This is a genomic window from Pseudocolwellia sp. G5-9, from assembly GCF_055808995.1.
The window spans coordinates 658873-676991 of sequence record NZ_CM147893.1 but is presented as its reverse complement, the minus strand read 5'-3'; the positions used below and the strand labels follow the sequence as shown (position 1 = coordinate 676991).

The window sequence follows — 18119 nt, the reverse complement described above, 5'->3', positions numbered from 1 at the left end:
TCAACAGACCCTAAATAATAAGTACATAATTCAAAACGCCTTAATTGGCGTTTTTTTGAACCTAAAAAATTCATCTATATAAATTATTTTATACCAAGTTGATTAACATAGTATTATTTATGAACGTACCATTTTTTCAATGTGGCTCTAAAATCAGCTAATTGGATAGGCTTACTTACAAAATCATTCATACCGGTTTCATAACAATATTCCGCATCACCACTCATTGCTGCGCCAGTAACGGCAATAATAGGAATAGGTTTTTTTTGTTCTGCTTTTTCTTTTTCACGTATTTGTCGTGTCATTTCGTAGCCATCTATATTAGGCATATGACAGTCAGTTAAAATAAGTTGGTATTCTCCTTCTTCCCACATGATCCTTCCTTGAAGCCCATCATCTGCAACATCACAATGATAACCCAGCTGATTCAACTGTCTAACAATAAGCTTTTGATTCAATGGATTATCTTCTACTAACAATATATCAGCTTGTTGTTGTTCTTTACTTTTTTCTTGAGCTCCAACGTCTTCTAGATCAAAGTCTAAGTCGTCAAGGGCTAACTTATCATCGTCTGCTTTCAATTCACTTAAATCTAAATCATCAAGATTAATTTCGAATCGTTTTTGCCACGCATTTTTAATCGCATCAATAAACTGAACTCTTGTAATAGGTTGAGAGCAACAAACACGGGCATTTTTAAATAACTTTCTTGTTTCATCGAGTATTGCTTTATCAACAGCGATGATCACACGGCTCTTATTCGCATTTTCTTTTAAAATAGATAAGGTTAATTCTCGGTTGTCATCGTTATCATTAAATAAAATATAAAGAACACCGTAATCAGGCTGGTCGACCGAAAAATCAGAAAGTTGATACGATAGCACCTCTGCCCCTTCTGTTCTTAAATAGTTACTAAAAGTATCTAATTGAACATCTGAAGCTTCATCACAACTTAATAACGTTACTTTAATATTAGGAAGTGACTCAATATGCATCGCGCGTGTTTCTTGTGACTTCCAGAAAGGTATTTCTACATTAAAACAAGAACCTTTGCCCTCTTCACTTGTAAGCTTTATTCGTCCTCCCATCATTTCAGTAAGCTTGCCACAAATAGCAAGACCCAAACCTGTGCCGCCATATTTTCTTGTTGTTGATTTTTCAGCTTGAATAAAGGGCATAAAAAGTTTTTGTTGGTTTTCGTCACTAATACCAATACCGTTATCTATAACTTTAAAACTAATGCTACTCATAGTTTCATGACTTTTCATAACACTGGTTTTAAGACTAACGTTACCTTGTTTTTTTTGTGTTGATGAAGTGAACTTTAGTGCATTCCCAATAAGGTTAAAAAGTATTTGGCGTACTCTCATGGCGTCACCTTTAACAAAAATAGGTGTATTGGGATCTTCATATACGTTTAAGGTTATATTTCGTTTACTGGCAACAGGAATAAATACCTTAATCACATTATCTATAACTTCTGATATCGAGAAAACACGCTCTTCTAATTCTAATTTTCCTGCTTCAATTTTATTGATATCTAAAATATCATTAAGAATAAAAACGAGATTTTCTGCAGATGTTTTGGCCGTGTCTATTAAGTCTTGAGAGTCTTCAGTTTGTTTCGTGGTGGCTAATAAATCTAAAGAACCAATAACACCGTTCATGGGGGTTCTTAATTCATGACTCATCATAGCAAGAAAATCTGACTTTATTTGACTAGCATTTTCTGCACTTTCTTTAGACTGTGTAAGTTCAATGGTATGGTTTTCTATAACCTTGACCTTTTCAATAACGGTATTACACATCTTTAAAAAGCTACTCGCTAATAAATTAAGTTCATTATTGTCTTTTGAATAAACAATCTTCTTTAAATCATCAAAGTTATGCTTTGAATCAGTTTTGTCTAAATCTAAATCTTGTGTAACTTTGGTAAGGACGTTAATAGGATCCACTATGATCCGTTTAGTAAAAAATAGAAAAATTAGCCACAGTGCAAATGTTTTGATCACTGAGTTTATAATGATAAGGGTAAAACCATACTGAACACGATCAATAATAGAAGCATGAGCAGCATATATATAGCAGTAACCTATTAGGTCTTTTTGTGTATTATTGTCGTTGGTAAAATAGATAGGGAATTTATATTCGAATAAAGAATGCTCAGTATCATCTTTAGAATAAATAATTTTTTGTATACTACCTTTGCCGTATTCACCTTCAAAGGTTGACTGCTCTGCTTGATGGTCTTTACCTATATTACCGGTACTTGCCAATACACTTTTATCTGGTGCAACAACTTTAATGCCAGAAACCATTCCAACTTTGTTAATACCTTCAATGGTTGACTCGAGTTGTTCAATATTAAAGTTCCAAATGGATTGTGACAAACTGTCTTCAATTGTTTCTCCTAAATTTGATAACTCTTCAAAAATAGTACCTTTTACATGGCTATACTCAGAGATTAATTGACCTGATGTAAGTATTAAAGCTATAGCAAAGTATCCTCCAAAAACATAACGTAATAATTTTAATCCAATATTGCTTCTTAGTAGCGCCATAATTAAATCACCGAGCGTGTAATAATTTATATAAATATAAGGAAGGTACTAGGCTAAGAGTAGTACAAGCCACTAATAAATCAAACATTATACTTACTATTAAATAATAATGAGTATTAAAAATAAAGCCAATAAACTCAAAGGTCTAACTTCTAGTTATATATAACCTAAAAACATCCACATTAATGACTAGAAAAAACAACTTAAAGCTATAATGTCCTATTTATTATTGAAATAAAGATTGTTTAACTTAGCATTATTTGGGATAAATGATAGATTTATCATCTTATTTTGAATGTTTTATTAACCAATATATCTATACGCAATGAAATATTTTTTGCTAAATTGGTATTTCTTCTGTGTTATCGTTTTCTTAAGTAGAATAACGACATATCAAAAACGAAGCTTTGCATAATAACTAAACTAGCTGTTTCAAAAATATACCGCAAAGGTCAACACGCTCTAGTCATTAATCCTGATTTTGAGATGATATAGATATATAATCGCTAATTTAAAGATAAGTATTTTAGGTTTATTATGAAACGCGTTGTACTTTATACAATGACCAACTGTCCTCATTGCAATACAGCTAAACAATATTTAGACAAAAACAAAGTTACGTATCGTTTATGTAATGTTAAAACGCCAGCAGGTAAAAAAGAGTTTTCTAAAATAGGATATAGAGGTGTACCGGTTTTGAAAATTGGTGATCAATTTTTAAATGGTTTTTCTGTAAAAACATTCCAGCAAGCCTATGGTAGTTAGTACATTATTGGTTTTCTGTTTGCTCTATTCTACGGCTATTGATTTTATAAAAAAAACTCATTCCTTTATAGGCTAATAGAGTGATAGCTATAAAAAAGAACAGCCAATAAACTTTGAACCAGTTCATTCCCGCGCCTATTACAAACTCAACGGGTATATCAAAATAAGAATAGAAAAAAATGTTATATAATTTAAACCATATACCAAAAAGTAAAATGCTAATGAGTTTGTTAATCATAAAAATTCCCTTTGAATTAGGATCTGCTGACCTTTTATGTTTAAATTTCGTTCGAAATAAATGCTTGTTGATCGCGGCGCAAAAACTGTAGCATAACTGCTCTCTGTATATTTCCTTGAATAATGTGCAAGAAGCATTTAAACAAATCTATATAACAGCGTTTATTAGTCATTTCTACTACGTTGTTACTTATTAAAGTAGAATAACCACGAAACCTAAGCTCTGCCTTGTATAAAAGGCTAATAAACTGCTGCAAAATAATCAGCAAAAATCCACAGACCCTAGTATAAATTACACATCCATAAAATATCGACCTATTGGCGCAGCGCCAAACAATGGTATGGCTTTCGCCATATCGTCTTTAGGAAAATCAGCAATAGATTTTACATGACTTTCGATAGACTCCCACTTTTCGATAATAACAAAAGTCGATTTATCATCTTGTTGCGTTAATATTTCACAAGAAATACAACCTTCTGAATTTGTAATATAAGGTTTGATAGAGGTCAAAAACTCAAGTAATGCTTCCGCTTGCCCTTCTGCACTTTTAAATTCATTTATACGTACAATAGCCATAAAATTTCAACTTAGCATAATGATTTATAATATTAATGTAACTTATTTAACCTTTAAATTCTCATGATAAGTGTAAAAAAATAAAACGCACCGAAGTGCGTTTTATATAATTTAACCTTTTAGTACTTTTTACTTAAAGGTGTTATACCCAATGGATATTAGAATGTAGCACTCACAAATAACCAAATTTTATCTGTATCAACCATACCTGTACCTGCATCACCTGCAGAGTAAGAAGCTAATTTAACGCCTGCTTTATAGTTTTTAGCAAAACCTTTTGCGTAAACTGCATCAATTTCAGAACCTAAATCAGCACTACCTTCATCGGCAGAAAAGTCATGGTAAGTGACAGTTAAACCGCCGCCTAATATTTTAGCGGCTAGCGTAACGTAAACATCTTCTAACCCAACATCCGGTGTACCTAAGAACTGATCGGCCCAGCCGTTAAACTTATGTGCTGTTGCTAAAGGAGTAGAAAAACCAACGCCTTTATCACTACCTAAAGATTCAAAACCTAATTTAGCGGTAACTTTACCGAAGTTATAGCCACCTTCTAACATAATATAGGTTGTATCAGCATCTGTAGCATCGTCAGATTGCGTTGCGAGTTCTGCTGCATATGAAAAGTTGTCTTTTTTACCTGTAAAGCTAACACCAAATGTATCTAAACCGTTATCAGTGTTGTTATCAACTTCTAATAGATAAGCATAACCCACTAATTTACCGATAGATGTTTTATATGCCACATTTAATAAATGATCTTTTGAATCTAAATCTTTCGCTTGTGCAAAAATGCGGTTTCTTTTACTGATGTATGAATAACTACCTGATAATTTATCAGAAGCTTGATACATAAATGTTGCCGCATCAAACGTTTGTCTGTCTTGTCTCCAGCCAACATGACCAACAAAACGATGACCGTCTAATGTAATAACCTGACGACCGACTTTAGCGGTAAACTTATCTTTTTTGTATTGAATAAATGCTTGGTCTAATTCAGTTGTTTCAGGATCTGCTACCACAGAATAAACGCCAGCATTTAGCCCGTTAGTATTATTGTAATCATCTACACCCGCTATAACACGCGAGTCTTCAAATTCTACTACACCGGTAAAACCATTATAGCTTGCTGTTGTGTGCGTTAGGCGTGTACGTAAAGTTAATGCATTGGCATCTTTAAGTGCGTTGTCTTGATCAACAGACTCATAACGTAGATTAAAATCTAATACTGTTTTTGAGTCATTCGCAGCAAAAGCAGTTAACGATGTTGACGCTAAAGTTGCAGTCATAAGTACAGCTATTTTACTTAGTTTCATGTTTAAGGTCCTATATTTAATAATTAGGTTTATATTAAAGTTATTATTCTAAAAGTTGTTGATTGGTATCAATTTTTAAGCGACTTCTTCGTTTTTAGATTCAGCTTTTTTTGATGTTGTAATCGTTTCCACTTTACGTTGTTTTTCATATAAGAAAGTGAGGACCGATGAACGTAAATTGTTGTAATTAGGATCTTTAGCCAAAGCTAAACGATCTCGTGGTCTAGGTAGGTTTACATCAAGAATTTCGCCCACAGTTGCCGCAGGACCATTAGTCATCATTACAATACGGTCTGATAGTAATACGGCTTCATCAACATCATGAGTGATCATAATAACGGTGTTGTTTAGCTCATCTTGAATTTCCATTAAAGAGTCTTGCATATGTGCACGCGTTAAGGCGTCTAATGCACCAAAGGGTTCATCCATTAGGAGTACTTCGGGTTGCATAGCCAGTGCCCTTGCAATACCAATTCGTTGTTTCATACCACCTGATATTTCATCAGGTAACTTATGTGCGGCGTGGTCCATATGCACTAAATGAATATTATGATTGATCCAATCTTTCATCTCGCTGGCCGACATTTTATTTCTAAAGACTTCTTTAACAGCAAGTTCAACATTTTGGTAACAAGTTAACCAAGGTAGTAAAGAATGGTTTTGAAAAACAACAGCACGTTCTGGCCCTGGCTCTCTTACTTCTTTGTTATTAAGTAAAACACCACCTTTAGTGGCTTGGTATAAACCAGCAACTACATTAAGCACTGTTGATTTGCCACAACCAGAGTGGCCGATTAATGAAATAAACTCACCCTTTTTAATTTGTAAATCTACATTTTGTAGCGCAGTAAAGTCCCCTTTAGGGGTTGGGAAAACCATATCGATTTTGCTAATGTTTAATAACGTTGTCATATTTTTTCCTAACTCGAATGTGTAAATACAATCGGATAAATATTATGGATATAAGCTGATAAATTATGGGCTACAGTTTTGCGCTGTCTTTATTCCAAGACACGTGATATTGAATTTTTTGCATAGTGCGGTCTAATAAAAATCCAATAAAACCTATTACCACTACAGCAGTCATAATGCGGCTTAACGAGTCTGAACTACCGTTTTGAAATTCGTCCCATACAAACTTACCTAAACCTGGGTTTTGAGCTAACATTTCAGCGGCAATTAATACCATCCATGCCACACCTAACGACATTCTCATACCGGTAAAAATTGAAGGAATAGCGGCAGGAATTACAATTTTTTGAATATGCTTTAATTTAGGTAAACGTAATACTTTACTTACGTTATCCCAGTCTTGGTTTATGCTGATCACACCCACAGAGGTATTAATAACCATTGGCCAAATACAACAAAGCGTTACAGTAATTAATGAGTTAACGAATGATTTTGCAAAGTATGGGTCATCTGATACATACAAGGCACTCACTGCCATGGTTACGAGAGGCAACCAAGCTAAAGGTGAAACGGGTTTAAAAATTTGAATAATAGGATTAATGGCTGTGTTTAAATTTTTACTTAATCCAATAGCGATACCCAGTGGTATAGCAAAAACGGCGGCAAGTATAAAACCACTCATTACCGTAATTAAGCTGGTAATAATTTGGTCTAAAAAGGTTTCTTTACCTGTATACGCACGTATTTTAGGTTCGTAAGTAGGATCTTTTGCCACCCTTTTCGCATTACGTTCATCTTGTCTTTGATAAAATGCATCCGCTTTATCACGCTCTGCTACATGTTCTTGATAAAGGTTGACCATTTGAGTACCAACCTCAGCTGGACCTGGAAACTTACCGAGTGATGTATTAATACTGCTGGCAGCTATTGTCCATAAAAACATAAAAATCAGCATACCAATCACAGGTAACAATACAGGCTTTGCATAATGGTTAAAAAGCCTGAAATTTGTTTTAAACTGACTGAAACTCGATGTTCCAGCTACTAATTTACTTATTAAGGTTGTCATTTTTTCTCCCCTTTGCGCAGACCACTTACATGGCCTACGCAACACATGATTAAATTAAAAGTACGACTCAAACAAAACTTAACGGTGAGTGTTAAAGTTTATCGTCAGCTTTCAAACCAATTTTAAATTGATTGATATAAGCGTTAGGTTGTGTGCCGTCGTAAACTAAATTATCAATAAAGTGTGTTTGAGGATTACGGAAGCCTGTTTCACTTTCAAAGTCAGGAAATTCACTGGCTTTAATTAACTTGTCAGCAATTAACGATTTAGCTGCAGCAATATAAATATCAGGACGATAAACTTTTTTCGCTACATCTTTGTACCAGCTGTCTGGCTTGTGCTCGCTAATTTGCCCCCAACGACGCATTTGCGTTAAATACCAAATAGCGTCTGAGTAATAAGGGTAAGTCGCGTTATGACGGAAAAATACGTTAAAGTCTGGTACAGCGCGTTTATCACCTTTCTCGTATTCAAAAGTTCCGGTCATTGAATTTGCAATAACGTTGTAGTCTGCTCCAACATAGTTTGATTGCGATAAAATTTTAACGGCTTCAGGACGATTAGCGTTGTCATTATCATCTAGCCACTTAGCTGCTCTGATCAATGCACGTGTTAAACGTAAAGTGGTAATTGGATATTTTTCAGTGAAAGATTTAGATAAACCAAATACTTTTTCTGGGTTGTCTTTCCAAATTTCGTAATCGGTAACAACGGGAACACCAATACCTTTAAATACCGCTTGTTGGTTCCAAGGTTCGCCCACACAGTAACCGTGAATAGTACCGGCTTCCATTGTGGCTGGCATTTGTGGTGGTGGAGTTACAGAAAGAAGTACTTTCGCATCAATATTCCCTGCAGTATCACCTTTGTGTGGAGCATAAAAACCCGGATGTATTCCACCAGCCGCTAACCAATAACGTAGTTCGTAGTTATGGGTAGAAACAGGGAAAACCATACCCATTTTAAAGGGCTTACCTTTGTCTATGTAGCTTTGAACAACCGGTTTTAATGCATCAGCTTTGATTGGATGCACCGGACGCCCATCTGCCATTTTAGGAATGTGTGGCTTCATTTGTTCCCAAATAGCATTTGATACTGTGATCGCATTACCATTTAAGTCCATTGAAAATGGCGTAACAATCTCGGCTTTAGTACCGTAACCTATGGTTGCGGCTATAGGTTGCCCTGCTAACATATGTGCGCCGTCTAAACGTCCATCAATTACACCGTCTAACAAAACTTTCCAGTTTGCTTGTGCTTCAATCGTTACGTATAAACCTTCATCTTCGAAATAGCCTTTTTCATAAGCTATAGCAATTGGTGCCATATCGGTTAATTTAATAAAACCAAATTTAAGTTCTTCTTTTTCAGGAAAACCTAATTCTGCAGCTTGAACAGACAAGGTGGTAATAACACTTGTTAATAAACAGGTACTCGCAACAATTGCGCTACAAATGGTTTTATTAAAGTTTTTTAAGGGTTTAGCAAACATACTTTTCTCCAAATAAAAAAAGCCCATAACGACAGTGAAAATAAATTTCAGTCGCTATGGGCTACAATGCCAAACTAATAAATAACTACGCCGTTGCAGTAACATTAGTTTAATGTGTTTAAGCGCTACTCTTAGAGTTTATCTGTACAGTAGCGCCTAGCGTTTAATATTACGTTATTGCAATATTAAACAGTTACTTTTTGATATTTATCAATACAAGTATTACGCCAAAACTTACTTTTTATTGATTTACAATAACTTACGACAGCCAGGCAAGTTGTTAGAGTATTTATTCAAATAGATTCGCACCTATCTTGGTCGTATTTTTATACATTTGGTGCACGACCAATGGCTATAAAATAGCGGCCAACGACAAAATGTTCTTAGCGACGTCTTCAACCTTTTGGCCATTGTCCATCGCCATTTTTCTCATGCTGTGATACGCCTCACGCTCAGAATAGTCTTTGTTTTGCATCAACAATAACTTGGCCTGTTCAACAGTACGTTGGCTCGATAACTTATTTTTAGCTAAAGCAAGTTCTTGTTTTAAGGTTTCATGTTCAACAAATCGAACAATCGCAGTATCAAGGATCGACTTAATACGTCTAAAGTCTGTTTCTCCTGCTACATAAGCAGTAACGCCAGATTTAATGAGTAAATTAATGAGATCTGTGCCCTCTTGCTCCGAAAACATAACAATAGGTTTAGGTGAATATTTAGAAATATAATTTAAACTTTCAAGCATACGTTTTTTAGGGAATTCGACATCAATTACAAGAATGTCAGGATTATGTTTTTCAACTTCTTTGATTAACGACACGTTATCAGGGCCGTCACTGAGTAGACTACTGCTATTTAATACACAACAAATTTCATAATGAGTACCTGCTAATACTTTCACTAGGTTGTTTCGTTTACACAATTCATGTTCAATTAATAAGATGTTGTATTTCTGTTTAGTATCACTCTGTTGTGATAACTTTTTTATAGAATTCATATCTTTCTCGATAGCTATAAAAATAATATATAAATAGGATCATCCAAGTATTGGACCAATACTTAAAAAACTTAAATAATATTTATTATCAATAGCTTATATAAAAAGATAGATAGATTGTGACACTGAATGTGCTTAAATGATGCAGTGATGCGCTAATGTGGACGCTTTAATTGGTCGTTAATTGTTTCAATGATAAAGCGCTTTGAGAGTTTTGCGCTATACCATAATAATATCGCTTTGTTTTATTACTCATGCCTGTACCTTTAGAACGCTCTCTTTATTATCGAAAGCAAAACTTTTGGAACAGGCATTTGTTCAATTTTATCGAAGGATTAGGGGTTATGTCTGCCACGGCATTCTGCTACCAACCGAGGAAGTATTTTTTCCATAATGCGTTCAGCATTGGCTGCAACGGTAAGCGCGGGGTTCGACATACCCGCCGAGCCAGGTAATAGAGCGCTATCAACTACATAAAGGTTTTGATAACCATCTACCTCTCCAAAGTAACTACAGGCTTTACCCATTACAGCGCCACCACAAGCGTGCCACGACGTATACGCGAGCGATGGGTTTTGTACTACTACAGCATTACTTTGCGCCGCAATATTTTGTAACGAATGAGTATAAGCGCTGTGAGATTGCGTTAGGGCATCAGTTGGCCAATTGACAAATATCTGATCTTCGCTGGCATTATAACTTAGTGAACCTAACTTATCGGGGGCCGACATACCTAACTGAAATTGTACCTCTCCAAAGCCCGTAGTTGGAGAGTGCATAAAGGTTACTGGTTTTATCGGATTGCTATTATCATGTGCCGCCATAGCTGCTGGTCCACCTTGCAGCGAACCTATATCGCTACTACCAGCAACAGTCATAGTTAACTCGTCGCCATTATTTCCCCAATATTGTCCAATATATTCATTTAGTTCAGGTAAATCACCACTTTGTTTGGCATTTAATAACAACTTAGTTGTGTTCATGGAGCCCGCTGCTAAAAATAAATATTGGCTTTTGATATCATGCAATTTAATAACGTCACCGCCTGTAGTGAGTACCTCGCACTGTATATGATATTGACCATCATCTGCTTGATTAATTTGTACAACATTATGTAATGTTAAAATTTGCAGTTTTCCTGTTTGCATCGCGGCTTTCAGGTAATTTTTATCGAGGGTATTTTTGGCATTGCTGTTACAGCCATATATGTATTCGCCAACTGAAGCAGCAGCATTACGCTTCCCTTTTATCTCTTTGCGAATAATATTCCAGTCGAACCCCACCTCAGTAGCCGACACATCCAGCCCCGCGGCCTCAGCGTCTTGTTTGAATGCGCTCATCGCTCGATAATTGTTTGTATTTAAAATATCATCTGGGATACTTCCCCCACTTATTTTAGCTAATACTTTGGGGTAATAAACCTCATTCATTTGGTTATAGTCTAAGTAAGGGAATACCTGTTCAAAAGCACTTTGTGTTGGTTGTAATAACACCCCTCCGTAAACCAGCGAACCTCCTCCTAGTCCAGCTGCACATACCACCCCTATATTGTTGCCATAAATACGCTCCATTAAACCCGTATAAAGTGGTACTTTCTTTTGCAAGGTAAAAGCGTCTAGTGTTCCTAACCAGGTAGTACGCCCATCATCGGCACTGTCGGCTATTGTTGGGAAGGTATCTTCACCAAAATAGGTCCAGTCTTTACCTCGTTCGAGTAAAATAGTAGGAATACCCGCTTCACACAAGCGCAATGCAGCAACAGAACCACCAAACCCTGAGCCAATCACAACCGCTGTTTTATTAGTATGTTTATGTTTTTTAAATCTTGGGCGCCTTTGACTCGCATCCACAACACTAGATACCCCTGCTACGGCACCTAAGCAAATCCCACCTTTTAAAAAATTTCTACGATTAAGTTTTGTCATACAATACCTCTATTTGTCATTCTAATTGCCCTATAGACTCGCAAGCGCATGCTAAATAACTCAAGCAACTAGGTGTAAAAAATCTACGAATGGTTAAGAAAAACGGAGCCTGACGACTCCGTTTTATTTTGATTATTAAAAATAACTCGAACAACAAACACCTAGTTTACAAACTCAAGAGTCTTAAATGTAAAATAGGAGGATCTAATAAATTAGTTGTTCACTACAGCTCTTTAAAGTCTAGTTCAAAAACAGACCAACCATAGTCTAAGTCACTTGTTGTACATGTTTTTTCCGCGCCTTCGACACTGATTCCGTCAGTATCGACTGCACCGCTACGCTTTGAATTACCAAATTAATTAATAAATATCCTTATTGATTAATAATAATTTAATTCGCTCTATTTACAATAATCTCCATTGGATATGCACTTTCTTTTGATGCTATGTCAAAATTGCTTTTACCTAAAGACGATGTACTTTCATTTTGTAGTATAAATGCGACAGCTGGTTCGTCTTTATGCTCTTTTAGGTAGTCTGTGATATCCAGTTCATACCAAGTACCACTTGTATCTTCTTCGTAATCGGGCCCTGTTGTATTCAATACTTCCACTGTTCCAACCAGCTCATTAGTGCTCGGAGCATTGTTCCAAGTTAAAGACATTTCATCCCATGTTGCGGTGGTATCGTAAAAATGAATCGTTCGAGTTGGATCGGTATTGACGCTTGAAACATAGAACCTTAACGTGGCATTTTGAATAACGAGATCGTCGTAAGCGGAGTTATCAAATTTAACAAAGGTTTTGCGTTTAAATTCCGTTGAATCATAAATGGATTTAACGGTTAAGTTTTCTGCTAATCCAAAGTTAGTATCCCCATAAGATCCATCACGTACATAAGTATCCCCTGCTGGATAAGTGATAACTGTATTAACTGTATTATAGGCCGCGCAGTGCTCGGCCATGTAATCAGACGCGTCTTTGGCTTGTACCAGACCATGACCATAAACAGGGTCCCAACCCTCAACACCTAAGTCTTTTGCTGATGCGCTCAGGGCTGCACGCACTTCGGCGGCAGTACATTTTAGGTTATTACTCCACGCTAATGCAGCGGCCCCTGCCACATAAGGTGTTGCCATGGAGGTACCATTTGCATAGCTATAACCATCGGTTCCTTTCGTTTCTATTTCTAACGTGACTGTCTGTCCCACTAACGTTTTTAGTTGATCTAGATAACTGACAGAAAGGGTAGACAGATAATTGGATGTTCCACTGGTATACGTATCAGATTCAAAATCAGACAACATTAGTGTATACAATGAATCTAACCCAATGCCGTTGCAATGATACCAATTAACAAGAGCAATACATATCGTGTCTTTTACCTGTTCAGGAAGACAAGGATTTTCCTTATCACAATAAGAAAGCTTGGCTGTAATAGGTGCCAACAAATACCCACTCGTAATGCTATAAGGATACAATTCACCGTTAATGCGTAACTCCGCAGCATAGTTTTTAAAGTATTCCTTCCCAATCGGCATGGTGGAATAAATACCACCACCAGGGGCAACCAATTCAGTTTCAGCTAATTGATTCGAAAAACTGCTAATTTCATCATTGATATTGATTGAACCTGTAGCGATAATTGAAGAAAAGGATGCGGGATAGATTTTTTCCTCGGTTGGTGCTACATGCCCTTGATTGCCGTTGGCTGCGACCACAAGCACATTTTTGTCGTATACCGCTTGAAAAACCTCCTCACCGTATTGGGTATAAGTATTTGATGGGCCTTTTATAGATATTGAGATGATATTTGCGCCTTCTTCAGCGCAATCGTAGGCGTTATCAGCGAGAAAACTCATCGCTGAGTAGCCGGAAGGAGCTAAAAAATTGTTATTCTTATCTAACACACGTTTTATATGTAAATTTACTTTGCCATTGGGCAACACGCCTTTGGTGCCATATTGGTTATCCAACGCGGCAATGATCCCAGCAATATGAGTACCATGCCCCTGTTCATCATTGTTCCAAGCCCCCAGAACTTCTGTATCTGTCCCTGTTACTCGGTCATGGGGTAAGTCTTCATGTGAGGTATCGTAACCGGAATCAATAATACATACCGTCAGGTTATCCGCCGCCGCATCAGACAATTGATCGGCCTGAACTCGTTGATATCCCCAAGATGCCACTTGTGGTAATGCTAAATCTTCTTGAACCGGTTCGACCTCAGCCCAATAGGGACTATTGGTTGGAGTGAAGACTTGACTCGAAGAACTGCTATTTACCCGCTCTATCCTTTCTGAGGTAACAGCATTATTAAACCCATCCTCTAGCGATTGCAATGCATTAACTGATAAATACGGGTCTGCCTCGGCATAATTAATGATGCTGAGAGTGTTAAGAGTACTGTCTAAGCGCTGGTTTAATGCGTTCAGCTCTACCTGTTCATTAAGCTTAAGCACCACAGCCCCTAAGCGCGCAATACGGGCAATACTGAGCTCGGCACCATAAGTATTACTCAGGGTTTGTAATAGAGTTCGAGCTTGAGAATATTGCTCATCTGATATGTAATCTCCACGAGTTTGTGACCTGTGATAAGCCGTTAACACTTTGATATAGCTGGCATCACGGAACTTGACGATAATCAGGTCGGATTTAGCGGTGATAGTTTCAGTACTGTTTGTTACCGATGACGTGGCTTCAGCGTTAACATCATTGGCGAGTGCATTAGTGTAATACGAATTAAAACCTACCAATGTGGTAAGTAAGATAATTGAGGGTTTAATCTTCATGTTTCTTTATCCTTAATATTAATGTTTTACAGTTGTATTCATTAGTTGCATTCATTTTTTATCGTCTATCAGATAAATTAATCTCCATATTTAAAACGGCCTATACACTCTATCCCGCTGACGTAAAGACCATATTTAAATTAATCCCTGTTATTAAATATGAACGAACAATATGAAGCCCCCTCATAGGTTCAACAACATTATTCGCTACAACATATTTTATTAGGGCATTAAAAGATAACTAGATAACAATTTAAGGAGTTATATAAGCAGCACAATGAGTGCGCATATAATCGGACGCGTCTTTTGCTTGCACCAGACCATGCCCATAAACGGGATCCCAGCCATTGGTGCCTAAGTCTTTTGCGGATTCACTAAGGGCAGTACGTACTTCGGCGGCCGTACATTCTAGGTTATTACTCCATGCAAGCGCGGCTGCACCTGCCACATAGGGCGTCGCCATTGAGGTGCCGTCTGCATAACTATAACCATCATTTTTTTTAAATTCTTTTTCAAAGGTAACAGTTTGTCCCACTAATGCTTTGAGTTTATCTAAGTATTCCATAGAAAGAGTAGACGAACCATTAGCTATATTAGAAATATCTAAAGACTCAAAATCTCTTAATGTCTCTGTATGTGCTGGATTCAGCAAGATAATTTTACCATCAGCATCGTAGATGATTTTACCATCAGCATCGTACATAAGACTACAATAGCCGCTGGCCTCAACGGAAATACAGATACTGTCTTTGACATCCTCATAACTAGGTAGGCAATAGTCTCTTTCACAAAAAGTAAGTTTTGTGGTTATATTAATATTCTCAAAACTATTTAAGAATCTTCCCACATAGCTTCTCAAATAAGCCTCACCATTAATACGTATTTCCGATCTATAATATTTGTTATATTCGAGTCCCTCTGGCATGGTGGAATAAATACCACCACCAGGAGCGACCAATTCAGTTTCAGCTAATTGATTCGAAAAACTGCTAATTTCATCATTGATATTGATTGAACCTGTAGCGATAATTGAAGAAAAGGATGCGGGATAGATTTTTTGCTCGGTTGGTGCTACATGCCCTTCATTACCGTTGGCTGCGACCACAAGCACATTATTGTCGTATACCGCTTGAAAAACCTCCTCACCGTATTGGGTATAAGTACTTGATGGGCCTCCCATAGATATTGAGATAATATTTGCGCCTTCTTCAGCGCAATCGTAGGCGTTATCAGCGAGTAAACTCATCACTGCGTAGTCGGAAGGTGCTACAAAAACTTTATTTTTATCTAACACACGTTTTATAAGTAAATTTACTTTACCATTGGGCAACACGCCTTTGGTGCCATATTGGTTATCCAACGCGGCAATGATCCCAGCAATATGAGTACCATGCCCCTGTTCATCATTGTTCCAAGCCCCTAGTATTTCTGAATCTGTGCCTGTTACTCGGTCATGGGGTAAGTCTTCATGTGAGGTATCGTAACCGGAATCAATAATACATACCGTCAGGTTATCCGCCGCCGCATCAGACAATTGATCGGCCTGAACTCGTTGATATCCCCAAGATGCCACTTGTGGCTGAGCTACTCCCTCTTGGCCCGGCTCAACCGTTGTCCAATAAGGGGTCGTTTCAGTAGAAGTTAAGATACGATATGGTGATTTATCATTTACCATATTTAAATTATATTCATCAGCAAGATCACTGATAGGATCCTGAACAGATTGCAATGCTTTAACTGATAAATACGGGTCTGCTTCGGCATAATTAATGATGCTGAGAGTGTTAAGAGTACTGTCTAAGCGCTGGTTTAATGCGTTCAGCTCTACCTGTTCATTAAGCTTAAGCACCACAGCCCCTAAGCGCGCAATACGCGCAATACTGAGCTCGGCACCATAAGTATTACTCAGGGTTTGTAATAGAGTTCGAGCTTGAGAATATTGCTCATCTGATATGTAATCTCCACGAGTTTGTGACCTGTGATAAGCCGTTAACACTTTGATATAGCTGGCATCACGGAACTTGACGATAATCAGGTCGGATTTAGCGGTGATAGTTTCAGTACTGTTTGTTACCGATGACGTGGCTTCAGCGTTAACATCATTGGCGAGTGCATTAGTGTAATACGAATTAAAACCTACCAATGTGGTAAGTAAGATAATTGAGGGTTTAATCTTCATGTTTCTTTATCCTTAATATTAATGTTTTTTTCAGTTGTATTCATTAGTTGCATTCATTTTTTATCGTCTATCAGATAAATTAATCTCCATATTTAAAACGGCCTAAAACAGATATTAATATGCTCGGATAGGTCAATACGTCCTTAATCAGGATATGAGACGTATTATTTTTATTTTTTATGAATTAATATTTTTCGGTATGCTTGATAGGTTTTAAATCAAGTCGAACAAGAGTAATACGAGGATATATTGATATGTTTTTTGATTGATTTGTATTTAGTGCAGAAATAAGCAAGAGAAGTTAAGTCGGTTTTAAATGAATCTTTTAAGTAATATGTAATATGAGTTTGTTCTTTTAAGCCGTTATAGTGATTTTATGAAGATTAGCCATACATTCTTAATGCTATTACCATCTAAGATGCAGGTTTCAGCGGGAACTAAAAACAATTTAGGTGCAAATTTTACGTTCCAAACAAAAGCTATTACTTATATCCATGTAAGAACATAACTAAAGTTAATAACGAAGCATAAATTGTTTTTAGCCCCCTCAGAGAAACGTTTGAGCAAAATCACTTCATCAATAATGCTTTTTATAAGAGAGTGCCCCTTATTACAAAGCGTTACTTTGAATTGATATCGCTCAAGTACTCTGACATATGCATACGGGTATATACATACTGAAGTCAATCAGCTCTAACGTTTAAGCTTTACGTATACGTGCAATAAGTGCAAACAACCCCAAAGCAAAAATTGCTAAAGATGGCATTTCAGGTACTGACGTTACATCACCAATTAAAACTTCTGTTGGTGTAAATGATACTGACTTAAATGAACCACCCAAGTCATCACTTAATGCAATATTACTTAAGTTAAATACATTCATTCCGTTAGCTTTTACATCAAAATTTACTGTGGCTAATACGAAGCTTGCTAAACCATCTTGTGCTGCAAATAAATCGCTGCTAAAAGCTAAACTCAATTCAGAGAGTTTTAACGAACCAAGTCCTGAATCTGTTGCTATTTGATCACTTGGGAACAATGGGTCTACGTCTAATAAACTACCAAAGGTTGTTGTTTGGTATGCAAGTAATGAATTATCAAATAATAAGTCAAAATCGAATGTTGCTAATAATTTTGTAAAGCCTAAGTCTTGTTCAATATCAGAGATTACAATATTAGCCTGCAAAACATCACCCATTTGGTAATTTGTGTTATCTAACTCTATTGTTAGTAATGTAGCTTGCGAGCTTAATGTTATAAACAGTGATGCACATAATGCGATTAATTTTTTCATTTTAT

The 18119-nt window shown here is 36.6% G+C and carries 12 protein-coding genes; 1 reads left to right on the top strand and 11 read right to left on the bottom strand.

Going from position 1 to position 18119, the window contains the following annotated elements; translation table 11 throughout:
• Nucleotides 1-113: 113 nt before the first annotated feature.
• Nucleotides 114-2561, bottom strand: a complete 2448-nt coding sequence (locus AC0L5Q_RS02880) for an ATP-binding protein (RefSeq protein WP_473614213.1) — start codon at nt 2559-2561, stop codon at nt 114-116.
• A 537-nt stretch (nt 2562-3098) separates the two neighbouring features.
• On the opposite strand from AC0L5Q_RS02880, the gene AC0L5Q_RS02875 reads away from it, so the two are divergent.
• A complete protein-coding gene (locus tag AC0L5Q_RS02875; RefSeq protein WP_473614212.1) occupies nt 3099-3326 on the top strand; it encodes a glutaredoxin family protein in 228 nt (75 codons plus the stop codon).
• 529 nt (nt 3327-3855) lie between these two features.
• On the opposite strand, the gene AC0L5Q_RS02870 is transcribed toward AC0L5Q_RS02875, so the two are convergent.
• From AC0L5Q_RS02870 to AC0L5Q_RS02825, 10 genes are all read right to left on the bottom strand, one after another.
• Nucleotides 3856-4140 carry a putative quinol monooxygenase gene (locus AC0L5Q_RS02870; protein ID WP_473614211.1) on the bottom strand — a complete coding sequence of 95 codons (285 nt, stop codon included), beginning with the start codon at nt 4138-4140 and terminating at the stop codon, nt 3856-3858.
• A gap of 158 nt (nt 4141-4298) precedes the next feature.
• Nucleotides 4299-5456 (bottom strand): alginate export family protein, encoded by a 1158-nt coding sequence (locus AC0L5Q_RS02865; RefSeq protein WP_473614210.1) that lies wholly within the window; start codon nt 5454-5456, stop codon nt 4299-4301.
• Nucleotides 5457-5531: 75 nt separating this feature from the next.
• On the bottom strand, nt 5532-6368 hold the full coding sequence (locus tag AC0L5Q_RS02860; RefSeq protein ID WP_473614209.1) for an ABC transporter ATP-binding protein: 837 nt from the start codon (nt 6366-6368) through the stop codon (nt 5532-5534).
• A gap of 70 nt (nt 6369-6438) precedes the next feature.
• Nucleotides 6439-7437 carry an ABC transporter permease gene (locus tag AC0L5Q_RS02855; protein ID WP_473614208.1) on the bottom strand — a complete coding sequence of 333 codons (999 nt, stop codon included), beginning with the start codon at nt 7435-7437 and terminating at the stop codon, nt 6439-6441.
• A gap of 91 nt (nt 7438-7528) precedes the next feature.
• On the bottom strand, nt 7529-8929 hold the full coding sequence (locus AC0L5Q_RS02850; RefSeq protein WP_473614207.1) for a CmpA/NrtA family ABC transporter substrate-binding protein: 1401 nt from the start codon (nt 8927-8929) through the stop codon (nt 7529-7531).
• 352 nt (nt 8930-9281) lie between these two features.
• The gene (locus AC0L5Q_RS02845) at nt 9282-9926 is read right to left on the bottom strand and encodes an ANTAR domain-containing response regulator (RefSeq protein WP_473614206.1); all 645 of its coding nucleotides are present in this window, start codon (nt 9924-9926) and stop codon (nt 9282-9284) included.
• A gap of 335 nt (nt 9927-10261) precedes the next feature.
• On the bottom strand, nt 10262-11851 hold the full coding sequence (locus tag AC0L5Q_RS02840) for a GMC family oxidoreductase N-terminal domain-containing protein (RefSeq protein WP_473614205.1): 1590 nt from the start codon (nt 11849-11851) through the stop codon (nt 10262-10264).
• Nucleotides 11852-12241: 390 nt separating this feature from the next.
• Nucleotides 12242-14641 carry a S8 family serine peptidase gene (locus tag AC0L5Q_RS02835; RefSeq protein WP_473614204.1) on the bottom strand — a complete coding sequence of 800 codons (2400 nt, stop codon included), beginning with the start codon at nt 14639-14641 and terminating at the stop codon, nt 12242-12244.
• 253 nt (nt 14642-14894) lie between these two features.
• A complete protein-coding gene (locus AC0L5Q_RS02830; RefSeq protein WP_473614203.1) occupies nt 14895-16820 on the bottom strand; it encodes a S8 family serine peptidase in 1926 nt (641 codons plus the stop codon).
• Nucleotides 16821-17520: 700 nt separating this feature from the next.
• Complete coding sequence (locus AC0L5Q_RS02825; protein WP_473614202.1) at nt 17521-18114, bottom strand: hypothetical protein; 594 nt, start codon at nt 18112-18114, stop codon at nt 17521-17523.
• Nucleotides 18115-18119 lie beyond the last annotated feature (5 nt).